Origin of the sequence: Hyphomonas atlantica corrig., assembly GCF_017795365.1 — a bacterium.
Classification (GTDB): domain Bacteria; phylum Pseudomonadota; class Alphaproteobacteria; order Caulobacterales; family Hyphomonadaceae; genus Hyphomonas; species Hyphomonas atlantica.
On sequence record NZ_CP051254.1, the window covers coordinates 499,382 to 516,274 of the forward strand.

General features: G+C 59.0%; 20 protein-coding genes. 13 read left to right on the plus strand and 7 right to left on the minus strand.

The genetic code is table 11. From position 1 onward, the window contains the following. The first annotated feature begins 48 nt into the window (after positions 1-48). Both ggt and HF931_RS02445 read left to right on the plus strand, forming a co-directional pair. Positions 49-1,869, plus strand: coding sequence for a gamma-glutamyltransferase (ggt, locus tag HF931_RS02440; protein ID WP_273241733.1), 1,821 nt, complete (start codon positions 49-51; stop codon positions 1,867-1,869). Positions 1,870-1,874: 5 nt separating this feature from the next. Then, positions 1,875-2,477 (plus strand): thymidine kinase, encoded by a 603-nt coding sequence (locus HF931_RS02445; RefSeq protein WP_035554219.1) that lies wholly within the window; start codon positions 1,875-1,877, stop codon positions 2,475-2,477. Here HF931_RS02445 and hemW read toward each other — a convergent pair. After that, positions 2,466-3,638 carry a radical SAM family heme chaperone HemW gene (gene hemW, locus HF931_RS02450; protein ID WP_273241734.1) on the minus strand — a complete coding sequence of 391 codons (1,173 nt, stop codon included), beginning with the start codon at positions 3,636-3,638 and terminating at the stop codon, positions 2,466-2,468. The two genes, HF931_RS02445 and hemW, sit on opposite strands and share 12 nt — an antisense overlap. Continuing rightward, on the minus strand, positions 3,635-4,237 hold the full coding sequence (gene rdgB / locus HF931_RS02455; RefSeq protein WP_273241735.1) for an RdgB/HAM1 family non-canonical purine NTP pyrophosphatase: 603 nt from the start codon (positions 4,235-4,237) through the stop codon (positions 3,635-3,637). Before rdgB ends, hemW begins: the two co-directional genes overlap by 4 nt. A 140-nt stretch (positions 4,238-4,377) precedes the next feature. Here rdgB and HF931_RS02460 point away from each other — a divergent pair, with 140 nt between their 5' ends. From HF931_RS02460 to HF931_RS02480, 5 genes are read left to right on the plus strand one after another with little or no spacing between them, the layout of a single operon-like run. Further along, positions 4,378-4,899, plus strand: coding sequence for a DUF2975 domain-containing protein (locus HF931_RS02460; RefSeq protein ID WP_241764216.1), 522 nt, complete (start codon positions 4,378-4,380; stop codon positions 4,897-4,899). 11 nt (positions 4,900-4,910) lie between these two features. Continuing rightward, positions 4,911-5,150, plus strand: a complete 240-nt coding sequence (locus HF931_RS02465; RefSeq protein WP_035554215.1) for a helix-turn-helix domain-containing protein — start codon at positions 4,911-4,913, stop codon at positions 5,148-5,150. Continuing rightward, a complete protein-coding gene (locus HF931_RS02470; protein WP_273241736.1) occupies positions 5,151-5,537 on the plus strand; it encodes a C40 family peptidase in 387 nt (128 codons plus the stop codon). A gap of 43 nt (positions 5,538-5,580) precedes the next feature. Beyond that, positions 5,581-6,078 carry a CreA family protein gene (locus HF931_RS02475; RefSeq protein ID WP_035554211.1) on the plus strand — a complete coding sequence of 166 codons (498 nt, stop codon included), beginning with the start codon at positions 5,581-5,583 and terminating at the stop codon, positions 6,076-6,078. A 57-nt stretch (positions 6,079-6,135) separates the two neighbouring features. After that, positions 6,136-6,564 carry a group III truncated hemoglobin gene (locus HF931_RS02480; protein WP_273241738.1) on the plus strand — a complete coding sequence of 143 codons (429 nt, stop codon included), beginning with the start codon at positions 6,136-6,138 and terminating at the stop codon, positions 6,562-6,564. On the opposite strand, the gene rph is transcribed toward HF931_RS02480, so the two are convergent. Further along, the gene (gene rph / locus HF931_RS02485) at positions 6,561-7,286 is read right to left on the minus strand and encodes a ribonuclease PH (protein WP_273241739.1); all 726 of its coding nucleotides are present in this window, start codon (positions 7,284-7,286) and stop codon (positions 6,561-6,563) included. The genes HF931_RS02480 and rph overlap by 4 nt on opposite strands. Positions 7,287-7,376: 90 nt before the next feature. Between rph and HF931_RS02490 the strand changes: the two genes are divergently transcribed. From HF931_RS02490 to HF931_RS02500, 3 genes are all read left to right on the plus strand, one after another. Continuing rightward, positions 7,377-9,047 carry a formate--tetrahydrofolate ligase gene (locus HF931_RS02490; RefSeq protein WP_035554207.1) on the plus strand — a complete coding sequence of 557 codons (1,671 nt, stop codon included), beginning with the start codon at positions 7,377-7,379 and terminating at the stop codon, positions 9,045-9,047. Positions 9,048-9,110: 63 nt separating this feature from the next. Beyond that, positions 9,111-10,202 carry a heat-inducible transcriptional repressor HrcA gene (gene hrcA / locus HF931_RS02495; RefSeq protein WP_035554205.1) on the plus strand — a complete coding sequence of 364 codons (1,092 nt, stop codon included), beginning with the start codon at positions 9,111-9,113 and terminating at the stop codon, positions 10,200-10,202. Continuing rightward, positions 10,199-10,807: a nucleotide exchange factor GrpE gene (locus tag HF931_RS02500; RefSeq protein WP_035554204.1), complete on the plus strand. Its 609-nt coding sequence runs from the start codon at positions 10,199-10,201 to the stop codon at positions 10,805-10,807. The genes hrcA and HF931_RS02500 overlap by 4 nt, the downstream gene beginning before the upstream one ends. On the opposite strand, the gene HF931_RS02505 is transcribed toward HF931_RS02500, so the two are convergent. Next, the gene (locus HF931_RS02505) at positions 10,804-11,649 is read right to left on the minus strand and encodes an SMP-30/gluconolactonase/LRE family protein (protein WP_273241740.1); all 846 of its coding nucleotides are present in this window, start codon (positions 11,647-11,649) and stop codon (positions 10,804-10,806) included. The genes HF931_RS02500 and HF931_RS02505 overlap by 4 nt on opposite strands. 78 nt (positions 11,650-11,727) lie before the next feature. Then, on the minus strand, positions 11,728-11,940 hold the full coding sequence (locus HF931_RS02510) for a DUF2061 domain-containing protein (RefSeq protein WP_273014143.1): 213 nt from the start codon (positions 11,938-11,940) through the stop codon (positions 11,728-11,730). Positions 11,941-12,244: 304 nt separating this feature from the next. On the opposite strand from HF931_RS02510, the gene dnaK reads away from it, so the two are divergent. Then, positions 12,245-14,158 (plus strand): molecular chaperone DnaK, encoded by a 1,914-nt coding sequence (gene dnaK / locus HF931_RS02515; RefSeq protein WP_035554202.1) that lies wholly within the window; start codon positions 12,245-12,247, stop codon positions 14,156-14,158. Positions 14,159-14,246: 88 nt separating this feature from the next. On the opposite strand, the gene HF931_RS02520 is transcribed toward dnaK, so the two are convergent. Both HF931_RS02520 and HF931_RS02525 read right to left on the minus strand, forming a co-directional pair. Then, the gene (locus HF931_RS02520) at positions 14,247-14,540 is read right to left on the minus strand and encodes a PilZ domain-containing protein (RefSeq protein WP_051602821.1); all 294 of its coding nucleotides are present in this window, start codon (positions 14,538-14,540) and stop codon (positions 14,247-14,249) included. A gap of 70 nt (positions 14,541-14,610) precedes the next feature. After that, on the minus strand, positions 14,611-15,600 hold the full coding sequence (locus HF931_RS02525; RefSeq protein ID WP_273014142.1) for an NADPH:quinone oxidoreductase family protein: 990 nt from the start codon (positions 15,598-15,600) through the stop codon (positions 14,611-14,613). 99 nt (positions 15,601-15,699) lie between these two features. Between HF931_RS02525 and HF931_RS02530 the strand changes: the two genes are divergently transcribed. After that, a complete protein-coding gene (locus HF931_RS02530; RefSeq protein WP_273241741.1) occupies positions 15,700-16,572 on the plus strand; it encodes an isoaspartyl peptidase/L-asparaginase family protein in 873 nt (290 codons plus the stop codon). Beyond that, a complete protein-coding gene (locus HF931_RS02535; RefSeq protein WP_273241742.1) occupies positions 16,572-16,892 on the plus strand; it encodes a hypothetical protein in 321 nt (106 codons plus the stop codon). The genes HF931_RS02530 and HF931_RS02535 overlap by 1 nt, the downstream gene beginning before the upstream one ends. Position 16,893: the final 1 nt, after the last annotated feature.

The following is a 16,893-nucleotide window of genomic DNA, read 5'->3' on the forward strand; positions in this document are numbered from 1 at the left end:
TGTTTCATAAGGTCAGCCGCAACACTCGCCAAGCCAAAGGGGCACCTTATGAGACGTTTGCCGATCCTTCTCACCTGCATGGCGCTCGCCAGCTGCGCACCGGGGGACGACCGCCCATTCAACGCGACTGAAGAAGCCCGTCGCGCCGCAGATGCAGCTCAGCAAACGGCAACGTCGGAAACGGACGCGATTGCTACCGAAGCAGAGGTCGACGCCTGGACGAAGGGCGCGATGGTCGCCGCAGCAGATCCCCGCGCCGTGGAGGCTGGCCTTGAAATGCTGCGTCAGGGCGGCAGCGCGATCGACGCCGCAATTGCGGTGCATGCCGTTCTAGGCCTGGTGGAGCCTCAAAGCTCAGGCATCGGCGGCGGCGCCTTCATGGTCTATTATGATCGCGACGCCGATGAGATCACCGTGTTCGATGGACGCGAAGTTGCGCCTGCCTCCACGACACCGAACCATTTCATGAAGGATGGCAAGCCGCTTGGTTTCCTTGAAGCGTGGCAATCCGGGAAAGCTGTCGGCGTTCCCGGCCAGATCGCCCTCTACAAAACCTCGCATCAGGCTGCAGGCAAGCTTGATTGGGCAACTCTGTTCCAGCCCGCCATCAAACTGGCGGAAGATGGGTTCGAGGTCTCGCCGCGCCTTGCCGGCCTTCTGGCGAATCCACGCCTGCGGGGTGCTGTGAGACTGGACGACCTGCCCGCATCGGCAGATTATTTCTATCCGAATGGCGAGCCCCTGCCGGTTGGCTTCATCCGCACCAATCCGGACTATGCCGCCACGCTGTCAGCAATTGCGGAATCCGGCCCATCCGCTTTTTACGAGGGCGAAATCGCGCAAGCGATTGTGGACGCCGTCAACAGTGACGCCAATCCTGGCGCCATGAGCCTTGAAGACCTTGCCGACTACAGCGTGAAGATCCGCCCAGCACTCTGCGGTGACCGCGCTGACGGCTATCGGATTTGCTCTGCACCGCCCCCCTCTTCCGGCGGCGTGACGCAAAACATGATCATGGGGCTCTATGACCTTCTGGAGCCAACCGAAGAAGCCGATATGACGGAAGAGAATTACCTCAAGGCCTTCATTGACGCCCAGCGCCTCGCCTATGCGGACCGCGACCACTATGTCGCCGATTCTGATTTTGTCACCGTTCCGGCAACGGACTTGATCAATCCAGCCTATCTGCGCGTGCGCGCCAAGGAAGCATTTGCACCCGACGCGACGACCCATCCGGGCGACCCTGGCCTCGCGCTCGGCCGGGATCCTGTCCGCCCGCTATGGGGTGAAGATGCAACAGAACATGGTCCGGGCACCACGCATGTCTCGATTGTGGATGCGGACGGAAATGCGGTTTCCATGACGGCGACAGTCGAGGCTGCGTTTGGCTCCTCTATTATGGTGAAAGGCTTCATGCTGAACAATGAACTGACCGATTTCTCTCGGCAGCCCACCAAGGGCACCAAACCTGTCGCCAACGCCCCCGGCCCGAAAAAACGCCCGCGCAGTTCCATGTCGCCAACGATCGTCTTTGATCCGGCAGGAGACTTGTTCATGGTCACCGGGTCGCCTGGGGGGAACTCCATTGTGGCGTATGTATCGAAGACACTGGTCGGTGTGCTGGAGTGGGGAAAGTCAGCCCAGGAAGCGATCGACCTGCCGAACATCATCGCGCGCGGTGACACGGTTGGCGTGGAAATTGACCGCCCCGGCGGTATGGAGGCCGCGGATGCGCTGCGGGAACTCGGCTACAATGTTGAAGAGCGCGAAGGAGAAAACTCCGGCCTTCACGTGATCATCGTCCGCGAAGCTGGCCTTGAGGGCGGGGCAGATCCGCGCCGCGAAGGTATTGCCAAAGCGCTGGAATAGCCCTGATGGCAAAGCTCTACTTTTCCTATGCCGCCATGAATGCGGGCAAGTCGACGATCCTGCTGCAAGCAGCCTACAATTATCGGGAGCGAGGAATGGAAGTCCTGCTCCTGACATCTGCGCTCTACAAGGATGATGAGGACGGGCACATCTCGTCTCGCATCGGCATCGGAGCTGACGCAGTCCTGTATGATAAGGACACTGACATTTTTGGCCTGATCGCGGATGAACTCGACACCCACGCCCTCAGCGCCGTGTTTGTCGATGAAGCACAGTTCCTGTCCAAGGAGCAGGTCTGGCAATTGGCCAGGGCAGCGGATCATCTGAACCTGCCCGTCCTGGCCTACGGCCTCCGGACAGATTTTCAGGGGGAGTTGTTCGAAGGTTCTGCAGCGCTACTTGCCATCGCCGATTCCTTGCGGGAAATCCGGACAATCTGCGAGTGCGGACGCAAGGCGACAATGGTCATCCGGCTCGGCCCTGATGGGGAAGCCCTGACCGAGGGAGAACAAGTCAGCATCGCAAAAGCGACCTATCTCTCCTTGTGTCGGCGGCATTGGGAAGAGCGCATGGGCCGCTTCCCACCCAAATTGCCCTCAGGGGGATAGCTCTGCTGTAAGCGCATCAGCCAGCAGGCGTCCCTTCGGCGTCAGGGCGATGCGCGCGCCTTCTTCGCGCATCCATCCCTCTTCGACAAAGACATCGATCTTGTCCTGTGGCAGCGCGCGGCCCGAGACCGTCTCGATCCGGGTCCGGTCAATTCCCATCTCGGAACGCAATCCCATGGCGAGCAATTCCCGTGCATTGTCCAGCGGGTACAGTTTTGATGCGTCAGACCATCCGGAAGCGAGTGCCTGCACATTTGCGATATAGGCCTCCGGTCGGCGCTCAGCCTCGGATGCGTAGCGGTTCCCGCCAACACTGAGCCGCCCATGCGCCCCTGGCCCCACGCCAATCCAGTCGCCTCCATTCCAATATGTCATATTGTGCCGTGACCGGAACTCATCCGCCCACGCATGGTTCGAAACCTCATAGCCCGGCAGACCCGCAGAGGTCAGGATTTCCTGTGTAAGTTCATAAAGGTCCGCCTGATCATCATCTTCCATTGGCAACAGCTCGCCACGTGCCGCCGCTTTTCCAAAGGCCGTGCGCTCCTCAATGGTGAGTTCGTACAAGGAAATATGCGGTGCACCGAAAGCGAGAACATCACTGAGTTCTGATTGCCACTCCTCCGCCAACTGTCCAGGTCGCGCATAAATCAAATCAACGGATGTATTTGAAAACACATCCAAAGCGCGGCTCATGGCAATGCGCGCCGCACTGCCATCATGGTCACGCCCAAGAAATGCAAGCGCGTCATCGCGAAGTGACTGGACCCCAAGAGAGAGCCGGTTGACCCCGGCAGCCTTCACACCCTGCAAATCCATCCGCAGGATGTCGTTAGGATTTGCCTCCAGCGTGATCTCGGCATCCGCCTCCAGCCCGAAACTCTCTTCAGCCGCGCGCACCAATCCGGCGATTTCAGTCGGCTTCAGCAGGGAGGGCGTCCCTCCCCCGAAGTAGAGACTGCCCGCTCGGCCATGCTCAGGCAGTCTGGGCCGATGGATCTGAAGGTCTTTCTTGATCGCTTCCAACAAAGAGGTCGGATCTCGATCCTTGGCTGCATACACATTAAAGTCGCAGTAGGGACAGACTTTCGCACAGTACGGCCAATGAATGTAGATTCCAAATCCATATTCTGGACCGAAAGGGGGTGCCCCCTCGCTCATGCCAGCAAAGCCGCCTTCAGCTTGGCAACGGCATTTGCACGATGGCTCATGGCATGCTTCCGGTCCGGATCCATTTCACCGAACGTGATGGTTTCGCCCTTGGCCACAAAGACCGGATCATATCCAAAGCCCTTGTCCCCGCGCGGCGGCCAGGTCAATTCACCATGCACTTCGCCCTCATAGACTTCCGCATGACCATCAGGCCATACAACGGCCAGCGCGCAGACAAACTTGGCTGACCGGTCCACTGCGCCAATCTCATCCAGCTCCCGCTGCACTTTCTCCATCGCCTTTCCGAAGTCGCGCGGCTCACCTGCCCAGCGAGCAGAATAGATACCCGGCGCGCCGCCCAAAGCTGTCACGGCGAGCCCGGAATCATCGGAAAGCGCCGGTGCGCCGGTGGCTTCAGCAGCCGCACGCGCCTTCAGGATCGCATTTCCGGCAAAGGTGGCTTCGGTCTCTTCCGGCTCAGGAAGGTCCAGCTCGATGGCGGAGACGACATCAAATCCTAGCGGCTCGAACAAATCCTTAAGCTCGGAGACCTTACCCTTGTTATGGGTCGCTGCGACCAGTCGACCGGGCGAAAGCCTTCGAATCATTTTATTTTCACCCATTCTGTAATGGCCCTATTCTTGCTTTTGACATAAATGTATATATCGTTATTCGGTAAGCCCACCGCCTCGAGCAACTTCATCCTCGAGCATCATGTCAACAATCGCCGGAAGGTAAACAGAGACACATGAGCACAAATGCGGGAAACTCCATGGCAGCGGTCATGACCGTACTGGTGACGATTGTCATGTGGATGACTGCCTTGATCGGCGCAATCGTCATTCTGGCCGGCGGGGTAGAATTGATCTCAATACTGTCGGGCACCCCCATCAGTATCGGCGCCATCAAGATCGACGACCACGACATAACGCTGCAGGAATTGAGCGCTGGCCTGCTCGGCGCGCTCGTCGTTGTGGTTGCCGTGATTTTCGTATGTCTCGAATTGCGCAAAATTCTGGCAACCCTGACAGCAGGCGACCCGTTTGTTCCGGAAAATGCCGTCAGATTGACCCGGATCGCCATCGCCATCGCCGTGACGCAACTGCTGCGCTATGCCATCGCCATCGTGGTCGGCCTGGTCGTTGACGGCACGAGAATACAGCTTTCCTTCGACCTTATCGCATGGGCATCGGTTGCGGCGCTCTTCATTCTTTCCCAAGTCTTCCGGGAGGGCACCCGCCTTCGCGATGAAGAGAAGATGACCATATAGGAGCACAGGAAATGTCCATTCGCGTGACCCTCGACCGTGTGCTTCTGGATCGTCGCATGTCCCTGACCGAACTGTCAGAGCGTGTGGGCGTGACACTCGCCAATTTGTCCATTCTGAAAACCGGCAAGGCCAAGGCCGTGCGCTTTTCGACATTGGAAGCCCTCTGTCGTGAGCTGGAATGCCAGCCGGGAGATTTGCTCGTTTTTGATGACGAGGATTCAGCCGACCATGAACAGGTGGCGGCCGAGTAGATGAGCTATCGCGACAAACTCCCATTCGAGCCAGGCGACGTCGTGTCGGTGCGGTTTGGTGTGGTCTTGTCACATTATGGCGTTGTCACGTCGCGCGGAACCATCATCAGCAATTCGCGTCTTCATGACGGCGTGATTGAGCAAACCCCTGAAGAATTCGCGACAGGGCGCGACATACGGCGACACCGCCGCTACAGCTCGCTCGACGCGCATCTCGTCGAAAACCGCGCCCGCAGGCAGCTGGGGCGGGACTATGATCTCTTCGGCTCCAATTGCGGTCATCTTGTCCGCCACGCCCACCGCCGCAAGCCGACACCGATGCAGATCGGCGCCGCAACGGTTCGCGCGCTCGGCGACATGTTGTCGGCTCGGCGCAAGTTTTACTGATCCAGTTCGGGAACGCATGCCTCCGGGCGGCGTAGCATGTCTCATGAAGCGGAAACTTTCTCTCGCCCTGCTCGCGCTCGCCCTGCCAATCGCCGCCTGTGGAGGCGACAAGGAAGTTGGCGAGTTCAAGAATGACTGGCTCGGCAATGAGATCAAGATCAAGCAATTGACTGACCCGAAAATCGAAGGCGTGGTCTGCCATCTATCCTTCTTTGATCGCGGCGTGTGGGACCGGCTGGGAAAGGGAAACTGGTTTGAGAACCCGTCCAATTCCTCCATTTCCTGCCTGCAGTCAGGACCAATTCGCATCGGACGGATCGATCTCGACAAATCGGGCGAGGAAGTCTTCGATCAGAACCAGAGCCTGATCTTCAAACAACTCGCTGTGCGCCGCATCTATGATGCCGACTCCGACAGCCTGATGTATGTCTCCTATAGCCGCAAGATCGTGGACGGATCCGCCAAGATGAGCCTATCGACCGTACCGCTGTTCGGACGGGACGTGACCTGGCAGAACGGCAAGCCCGCATCGGCAAACTGACCGACCAAGGACTTCTACCTATGGACACGCCTCAGCAGGCTGCCCATTTGGTCTGCCATGACCGTACGAATTCGATCCGCTGAAGACCGCCGCCGCGAAATCCAGGAAAATGCGGCCCGCTTGGGCATCGACGAAGCCTTCATTTCTGACCTGGTCGAGAATTTCTACACGCGGGTACGTGCCCACCCCCTGCTCGGCCCGGTCTTCGAAACGGAGATCGGTGACCATTGGACGCCCCACTTGGCGACAATGAAGGATTTCTGGTCGTCCGTCGCCATGAATACAGGACGCTACTCCGGAAAGCCGTTCCCGGCGCATATAAAATTGACGGGCGTTACGCCCGCCCATTTCAACATCTGGCTTGCCCTGTTTCGACTAACGCTCGAAGAGCTGAGCGACTCTGCAGAGACGATCGACTACTTCATGGAACGCGCCAACCGAATTGCCCGCAGCTTTCAGCTTGGGATGTTCGAGCTTGGCCTTTAGCCGAGCGCCGCGCGCTGCGCTTCAAACAGTTCCATACATCCCTTTTCAGCAAGGCGGAGCATTTCGTCGAGCTCAGCGCGGGTCATTGGGCGTTCTTCACCCGTGCCCTGCACTTCAATGAAGCCGCCATCCGAACTCATCACGACATTCATGTCTGCTTCGCCGCGCGAATCTTCCGGGTAATCAACATCCAGCACCGGGTGGTCCTGATACACGCCGACTGAAATCGCGGCAGCCTGCTTGGTAATCGGGTCGGCTGAGATCACGCCTTCCGCCTTCAGGTAACGGCATGCCATTGCAAGCGCGACAAAGCCGCCAGTGATCGACGCCGTGCGAGTGCCGCCATCGGCCTGAAGCACGTCACAATCAATCGTGATCTGGTTCTCACCCAGCGCGGACAGATCGCAAACTGACCGCAGCGAACGGCCGATCAGGCGCTGGATCTCTTGCGTTCGACCAGACTGTTTTCCCGAAGCAGCCTCCCGGCGACCACGCGTATGGGTGGCGCGCGGCAGCATGCCATACTCGCCGGTGACCCAGCCCTTGCCCTGCCCTTTGAGCCAAGGCGGCACGCTCTTTTCCCAACTGGCAGTGCACAATACATGGGTGTTGCCGAACTTCGCCAGGCAGGAGCCCTCCGCATAACGGGTGACATTGGTCTCCAGCGAAACGTCACGAAGCTGGTCGAAGGCGCGACCGGAAGGCCGAATTAGCGTGCTCATGGCGAAATCCTCTTTTCTGCCGAGCCTGATTGCGGGTTTTGCCGCGCCTGTCTACACCGGGAACACGTTTAGAGACGATCAGGGGGACATATGCCGACAGATATCGAGATCGCCAGAAGCGCGAAGAAACGCCCGATGAGTGAGCTTGCCGACGCGCTTCAGATCGATGCTGCCGACATCATCCCCTATGGCCATGACAAGGCGAAGATCGCGCCCGGCCATCTATCTTCCCTGAAAGCCAAATCCGACGGCAAGCTGATCCTCGTTACAGCGATCAACCCGACACCGGCTGGCGAAGGCAAGACAACCACCAGCGTCGGCCTGACCGATGCGATGAACCGGATTGGTGAACGCACTCTGCTCTGCTTGCGCGAACCGTCTCTTGGCCCCTGCTTCGGGATGAAGGGCGGTGCGACGGGCGGCGGACAAGCCCAAGTGGTTCCGATGGAAGATATCAATTTGCATTTCACCGGTGATTTCCACGCCATCACGTCCGCTCACAATCTGCTCGCTGCAATGATCGACAATCATGTGCACTGGGGCGGAGACAGCGGTCTGGAACCAACGCGGATCACCTGGCGACGCGTCATGGACATGAATGATCGCAACCTGCGCAATGTCGTGACCGGCCTGGGCGGCAGCCCCAACGGCACACCCATGGAAACCGGCTTCGATATCACGGTCGCATCGGAGATCATGGCGATCCTCTGCCTGGCCAGGGATGCGCATGACCTTCAGGAACGATTGGAGCGCATGGTGATCGGGTATCGCCGTGGCCGCATTCCTGTAACGGCCAAGGACATGAAAGCCGTTGGCGCGATGATGGCGCTGTTGAAAGACGCAATGCTGCCAAACCTGGTCCAGACGCTGGAGGGCAATCCGGCTCTTGTGCATGGCGGACCGTTTGCGAACATTGCGCATGGTTGCAGCAGCGTGATCGCCACGAAAGCTGCGCTCAAGATGGCAGATTATGTGATCACCGAAGCAGGCTTTGGCGCAGATCTGGGCGCCGAGAAATTCTTCAATATCAAATGTCGCCAAGCCGGATTGATGCCAAGTGCGGCAGTCCTTGTTGCCACGGTGCGCGCGCTGAAAATGCATGGCGGCATTTCCAAGGAAGATGCCGGAACGGTGAGCTACGATGCGCTGGAGAGAGGCCTCGCAAACCTTGGCCGGCACATCGAAAATCTGAAGCAGTTCAATGTTCCGGTCGTCGTAGCGATCAACCGGTTCACGTCGGATACATCTCGGGAAATCGCCGCCATCGAAGCCTATTGTGCAGAGCGAGGCGTCCAGGTGTCGATTTGTACACACTGGGCCGAAGGCGGTCATGGCGCAGAAGACCTCGCCCGGAAAGTCACCCGGATCGCCAGCGACACGCCAATCGACTTTCAACCCCTCTACCCATCCGATATGCCCCTGTTCGAAAAGATCGAAACCGTGGCCAAGCGCATCTATCGCGCAAGCCATGTCGATGCGCCCGCCTCAGTTCACAAGCAACTGGAACGCTGGGAACAGGATGGGTACGGCAACTTTCCGGTTTGCATGGCGAAAACACCTTACAGCTTTTCAAGCGATGCGAAGCTTGTTGGCGCGCCTGAAGGCCATGCCCTGCAACTGCGGGAAGTGCGCCTCTCGGCTGGCGCAGGGTTTGTGGTCGGCATCTGCGGCGACCTCGTCACCATGCCCGGCCTGCCTCGTCGCCCCGCCGCCGAAGACATGCATCTGGACCATTTGGGCCTTATCCAGAACCTCTCCTGAAACAAGCTCGTCGCGGCGCGATGCCTATTGAACAGAGGCCGGGCCGCGCCTAATCAATAAAACATGATCCCGCCTCTCGACACGCAATCCCTGTTGCAGCGCCTCGACCAGCGCTCTCGCGACATTTTCCGGGAAATCGTCGAAGGCTATCTGACCACAGGCGAGCCAGTCGGCTCCCGCACTTTGTCAAAGGGCGGGATAGCGCTGTCACCCGCATCGATCCGCAATGTGATGGCCGATCTGACCGAGCTTGGGCTGCTTGAGTCACCCCATATCTCGGCGGGGCGTGCGCCCACGCATACGGGCTTGCGCCTGTTCGTAGACGGCTTCCTTGAGATCGGGGAGCCGAGCCGCGGCGACCGAATGGAAATTGATGATCGGTTGAAATCGGCCGGTACCGATATCGAGGCGGTCATGGGCGAGGCCTCGAACATTCTTTCCGGCCTCACCGGCGGTGCAGGACTGGTGTCCTCCCCTACCCGGGACGCCGTTGTGCGACACGCTGAGTTCGTTCCCCTGGGCGGGCGCGAAGCCTTATGCGTCATCGTGACCGAAGATGGCGATGTCGAAAACCGGATCGTGGAAGTGCCGGAAGGCTTGCCATCAACCACATTAATGGAGGCCGGAAACTACCTCTCCACGCGCGTGCGGGGACGCACCTTGTCCGAAGTTGCGAACGATATTCGCGACGAATTGCGTAACCGCCGCGCCGCGCTGGATCAGGCGGCCTCGTCTCTCGTAGAACAGGGGCTTGCCCAATGGGGCGGGGATGCGCCAGGCCGGGGACGGTCGCTGATCGTTCGCGGACGCGCCAACCTACTGGAGGATGCACAGGCCGCCGAGGACCTCGACCGGGTGCGACAGCTGTTCAATGAACTTGAACGCCAGCAAAGCCTGCTTGATATCCTGGACACAACCCGGGAAGCGGACGGCGTGCGTCTGTTCATCGGCGCGGAGAACCAGCTTTTCCCGCTGTCGGGTTCAAGTGTGATTGTGGCTCCCTATATGGGAGGCGAAAAACAGGTTATCGGCGCGCTTGGCGTGATTGGCCCGACCCGGCTGAACTATGCCCGCGTCATACCCATGGTGGATTATACGGCGAAAGTGGTGGGGCAAATCCTCTCCGCCCGCCGCAAGAAGGATACGCAAGGATGAGCGACGAACCCAAGAACAGCGAAACCGCTGAGATCGATTCCAACGCATCCAAGGCAGAGCTGAAAGCCGCCGCGGACGATATCCTCAAGTCTGCGCCTGCCGAAGAAGCGGCGCCAGAAGAAGAGATGGATCCGGTCCAGAAACTGGAAATCGAGAAAGAGGAATTGCGCGAACAATTGCTGCGCACGCTGGCTGATCTCGAGAACACGCGCAAGCGCGCTGAGCGTCAGGTGGCAGACGCACGCATCTACGCAATCGAGAAATTTGCGGGCGACCTTCTGAGCGTGTCTGACAATCTTTCCCGCGCATTGACGGCCCTGTCTGAAGAAGACCGCGCAGCGCTGTCAGAGCCTGGCCGAAACCTGTTCGAAGGCATCGAGATGACGGAAAAGGAGCTGCACACAGCCCTCGCCCGGCATGGCGTTACGGTGATTGCTGCCCTCCCTGGCGACACATTCGATCCGAACCAGCACCAGGCGGTCGCGAACATTCCGTCCGACCAGCCGAATGGCACCATCGCCTCCTGCTTCCAGCCCGGTTGGAAAATCGGCGAGCGCACCCTGCGCGCCGCCATGGTGGCCGTCAGTGCCGGCGCGGCGAACTAGCGCCGCACCTTCCACATCGTGACCGTGTTCTGCCGCCAGTTCGGCACGATGACGGCGTCGCCGATCACGGTCAGATCGTTCTGCGAGACCGGCTCGTCAAACAGGGTGGTTACCGCGCCATCCTCGCCGACATAGTGGATCTGCCCCGGCCAGGATGACACGAGATAGCCACCGCCGGGCACCAGCCCGATCCCGTCGGCATTCTCCATTCCGTTGGCAATCTCTGTCAGTTCGCCGTCTGCGGTCACGCTATACAGGCTGCCGGTCGTCATGGTGGAGACCAGCATCCGCTCACCATCGCCGAGCAGGCCGTTTACGCCTGCCAGCCGCTCGTCCTGCAGCCAAAGCTCAGCTGCGCCGTCCACTATCTTGTAAATTGCCGCATCGCCGGAGTCAGAGACATAGATCGACCCGCCCCATTCTGTCGCATCATTGAGGAATTGGGCGCCCTCGATTCGCACCTTGCCGAGCCGCTTGCCGTTGGCGATGTCAAACGACACGACCGAGTCTATATCGGTCGCATGCAGCACGCCGTCGAGAACGGCCATACCCTTGGGCGCGTCCAGCTTCGCCGCCCAATGTTGCTCAATGATGGAGCCGTCTGGACCAATATGGGCGATGTATCCATTACCGTCCTTGTCGCGCCCCTCCCCGACCACATTGGAGATGAAGTATCCACCGTTCGGCGCTTCGGCCGCGCCTTCGGGGCTTTCAAAGCCTTCAGACACCCAGACCTGTTCGATGCTGGCGACCGCTACAGGCTCCGCAACCGTTTCGGTCACGGTTGCCGCGCAAGCCGCAAGAACAATGGATGAGGATGAGATTACGAGCGAACGGAACATATTTGAAGCCTCCCCGGCATGTGTTTTCGCCACTATGCCAAGGGGGCTGCCGATGCGTCCAGCTTTTCCGAGCCTGTATCAAACCACTGGTTCGGCCTCAGGTGTCCGGCGGAGCGGCAAACGCTCCCATAAACGCTCATGGAAAGTATAGGCGATTGTCTGCACGGCAGGCTCAATCAAGCCAATGGCAAGAGCGGCGTGCCAGTTGCGCGTCAGGGCGAATGCCACGGCAACAGCCACGGTGAGGTGCATCAGGCTATAAGTCAGCGTCTTGATCAGTTGGCGGGGCATGGAATTTCCTTTCACACCAATAGAGATAGTGCGAGTGAGAACCATTATCAAATAAATTGATGAACTCCCTGCCATAGAGGTTACCTATCGCAGTGAAGCGCCAAAAACCTGTACAGCTACGTATTGTTCCCCCCTTGAGACGCGCTAAACCCTTCCCATATCGCAAGTCGAACCGGCGCGCGGATTAAAACCGCTTCCGCCACCTCATTTGAACCCTTGGAGAGAGCCACTGGCTGTCCGGGGCTGCTGAGCAGACCGCAACAGAACACGGCCCGTGGCGGCTTGATAAAAAGAGAGATGCAACATGAGCAAAATCATTGGTATTGACCTTGGTACGACCAACTCCTGTGTCGCCGTCATGGAAGGCGGGCAGGCAAAGGTGATCGAAAACGCTGAAGGCCAGCGCACAACTCCATCCGTTGTCGCCTTTACAGAAGGTGGCGAACGCCTGATCGGCATGCCAGCCCGGCGTCAGGCCGTGACCAACCCGGATTTCACCTTCTACGCCATCAAGCGCTTGATCGGTCGTCAGTTCGACGATCCGACCGCGCAGAAGGACAAGGCGATTTCTCCTTTTGAGATCGTCAAAGGCCCATCTGGCGACGCATGGGTGAAAGGCCACGACAAAGACTACGCCCCGCAGGAAATCTCTGCCTTCATCCTGACTAAGATGAAAGAAACCGCAGAAGCCTATCTGGGCAGTGAAGTTACCCAAGCGGTCATTACCGTTCCGGCTTACTTCAACGACGCCCAGCGCCAGGCTACGAAAGACGCAGGCAAGATTGCCGGCCTCGAAGTGCTGCGCATCATCAACGAGCCGACCGCGGCCGCACTCGCCTATGGTCTCGACAAGGGCGACCAGTCCAAGACCATCGCGGTTTATGACCTTGGCGGTGGTACGTTCGACGTGTCCCTGCTGGAAATTGGTGACGGCGTGTTCGAAGTTCTGTCGACGAATGGCGACACGTTCCTCGGCGGTGAAGATTTCGACCTGCGCATCGTCGACTTCCTCGCGGAAGAATTCAAAAAGGATCAGGGCATTGACCTGAAGGCCGACAAGCTGGCCCTCCAGCGCCTGAAGGAAGAGGCCGAGAAGGCGAAGAAGGAGCTGTCTTCAGCCAGCCAGTATGAAGTGAACCTTCCCTTCATCACAGCAGACGCAACAGGCCCGAAACACCTGAATATCAAGCTGACCCGCGCCAAGTTCGAGAGCCTTGTCGAAGACCTCGTCAAGCGGACCATCGAACCGTGCAAGAAAGCGCTCGCTGATGCGGGCAAGTCCGCCTCCGACATTGACGAAGTCGTCCTCGTTGGCGGCATGACCCGTATGCCGGCAGTTCAGGAAGCCGTGAAGAAATTCTTCGGCCGCGATCCGCACAAGGGTGTGAACCCGGACGAAGTGGTTGCCATCGGCGCGGCCATTCAGGGCGGCGTTCTGCAAGGCGACGTGAAAGACGTTGTCCTGCTCGACGTTACCCCGCTGTCGCTGGGAATTGAAACGCTGGGCGGCGTGTTCACGCGCTTGATCGACCGCAACACCACGATCCCAACCAAGAAGTCCCAGGTCTTCTCGACGGCTGACGACAACCAGCCTGCCGTGACGATCAAGGTCTTCCAGGGCGAGCGCGAAATGGCCGCCGACAACAAGATGCTCGGCCAGTTCAACCTCGAAGGCATTCCGCCGGCCCCGCGCGGCGTGCCTCAGATCGAAGTAACCTTCGACATCGACGCCAACGGCATCGTGTCCGTGTCCGCCAAGGACAAGGCGACCGGCAAGGAACAGGTCATCACCATCCAGGCAGATGGCGGCCTGTCGGAAGACGACATCAAGAACATGATGGCCGACGCCGAAGCCAATGCTGGCGCAGACAAGGCTCGCCGCGAGCTGGTCGAAGCCAAGAACCAGGCTGAAGCCCTCGTGCACCAGACCGAAAAGCAGGTCGAGGAGCATGGCGACAAGGTGTCTGACGAGGTGAAAGCCGAGATCAAGACAGCGTCCGATGAGCTGAAAGAGGCCCGTGAAGGCGACAACATCGCCGATATTCAGGCCAAGCATCAGGCCTTGATGACCGCCGCCATGAAACTTGGCGAGGCCATCTATGCCAGCCAGCAGGAAGAAACTGCCAGCGCTGATGCGGCTGCAGATGCTGCGGCAGACGGCGATGATGTCGTGGACGCAGACTTCGAGGAAGTCGACGGCGACCAGAAGTCCGCCTAGTCAACGCCTTCCTTCACAAGAAAAGCCCGCCAGAGAGATCTGGCGGGCTTTTTCGTGGATGGTCTTGCAGAACGAGGCGAACGGAGAACTAGCGTGGCGGTCGGACAAATTGCGCGCCGACCAGAATACCGCTCTGCCATCGCTTCGCACACGGTACGATCAGCTCCACAGAACCGTCAGATTTCAATATCTGTAGCTCGAAGGCATCAGGCACGGCCCAGATCTCGCTGAGCTTCAGCTTGGCGCCCGTGGCAGACAAGTCCCGGATTCCGACATCGAATGAGCTATGACGCTGATTCAATACAATACGACCGCGACGCAACAAACGCATCCGTTTGCCGCCGCGGCCGTCATTTTCCTGAACCTTGCGCTCTTCCGTCATACCGGAATTATGCGCGAGCGGCAGTTTGGTTCAGACGTTAACTGTAATTGCGGTTACAGCTCTGCATCGCCTAGACGACAACCACCACCTTGCCCTGCGCTTTCCGGTCCATCAGTTCCTGAATCGCATCTGCGGATTTTTCCAGCGGATACGTATTGGAAATGTGCGGGCGAATCTTGCCTTCACTGTATAGCTTGAACAGCTCCGCGACATTCTGCGCATGCGCTTTCGGGTCACGCGCAACCGCTGCGCCCCAGAAGACACCGCGCACATCGCAGCTTTTCAGCAAGGTGAGGTTCAGTGGCAATTTCGGAATGCCTGCGGGGAAGCCGATCACGAGGAACCGCCCTTCCCAGTTCATGGCGCGGAGCGATGGTTCCGCGTAGTTTCCGCCAACACCGTCATAGATGATGTCGACACCGCCACCGGAAACTTCCTTGATATCGTTGGAGAAAGCCTTTTGACCATCGCGGTCGAGATCGCGCGCATAGACAAGGCCCTTGTCGGCGCCCTTGGAGAGGCAGAAGTCCACTTTCTCCTGTGTTGAACAGGCGGCGATGACTTCGAGGCCCATTGCCTTGCCCAGCTCAACCGCCGCAATACCCACACCGCCAGCCGCGCCGAGCACGAGAAGCTTCTCGCCAGGCTTCGGATCTCCGCGATCCTTGAGCGCATAATAGCTGGTGCCGTAGGTCATCAGGAAGGCGGCAGCCTCCTCGAACGGCATCCCGTCCGGAATGGGCATGACAGCGTGTTGAGCGGCCACGGCATATTCTGCCATTCCGCCATTGCCAATTGACGCAAGCACGCGGTCACCTTCTTTGACGTGGCTGACGCCTTCGCCAACTTCCTTCACGAATCCGGCAATTTCACCGCCGGGAGAGAATGGGCGGGGTGGTTTGAACTGGTACATGTCCTGGATAATGAGCGAGTCCGGGAAATTCACCCCGCACGCCTTCACCTCGATCAGAACCTGGCCCTTGCCGCATTCCGGCATCGGGGCGTCTTCGATCACCAGAGTATCCGGTCCGCCTACTTCCTTGGAGAGCACTGCTTTCATGCCTGCAACTTCCTTCCCGTCTTGTTGTTTCTGCTGCCAGACGGTAGCGGTGTGCCGAATAAAAGTCCAAGCCTGACGTAGCGGAGAGGTAGCGATCCAATGGCAAAGAAATGGGCACTCGCCCTGCACGGTGGGGCCGGTCCGATACCAGGCAATGACTATTCCCTGCAGGAAGCCCATCTGGCGACCCTGTTGAAGAATGGTGCGACGCGTCTGCAGGATGGGGAAGCAGCTTTGGACGTGGTCGAAGTGATGGTCCAGGGACTGGAGGAATCCGGCCTCTACCTCGCTGGCAAGGGCGCTGCGCCAAATCTGGACGGAGCCTATGAACTGGACGCCGCCATCATGGATGGTCGCAATCGCACAGCCGGAGCCGTCGGCGCGCTGCAGGGTTATCTCAACCCCGTTTCCTGTGCACGAGCGGTCATGGAGCGTACCCCGAACGTGCTGTTGATCGCAGATGGGGCGCGCAAGCTGCTTGCAGATTCCGGATTGGAAGTAATCGAAGACCCGGCTTCCTATTACGATCCGGTCGATGAACTCACGACCCAAGACATGATCAACTCCACCGGCACCGTCGGAGCCGTTGCGCTGGACATTTATGGGGACCTTTCGGCCGCCACGTCCACGGCAGGCATTCGTGGCAAAACGCCGGGACGGCTGGGCGATACGCCCCTGATCGGATCAGGCACCTGGGCAGACGAGCGCTGCGCTGTGTCCTGCACGGGTCTTGGGGAATACTTTATCCGCGCCGCCGCCGCCGCTGACGTATCCGCACGCATTCGCTATGGCGGCGCCAAGCTGGAGGACGCGGTTCAGGGCGCACTGGACGATGTACGCATGCTTGGCGGTCAGGGCGGCATGATCGCTATTTCCGCATCGGGCGAGATTTCCATGCTCTGGAACTCCTCAGGCCTGAAACGCGGCATGGTGGACTCCAATGGCCGCTTCGAAGTGGGAACGTTTGGCTGATGACGATCATCCTGTTCATCCTGCTCGGTTTCACCGTCTTTGCGCTTTTGCTGGCCCTGCAGATGCGATGGATGATATCTGTCGCCTTGCGTCGCGCCTCGTCTGAAAAGTTCGGCGGCCTGCCGTCAGATGTCGCCTACCGGCAAGGCGTTGTCGATGCGGGTCGCCGGGTGTCGCACAACGACGTTTCCGAACATCTAAATACAACCTACCCTAACCAACTTGGCCATTTGCGCCTGGCACGACGTGTGTCGATCTATACGCTTCCCTTGATCATAGCCTTGCTGGTTGTCCTGAGATTCGGCCTGGAGGCCTTCTGAC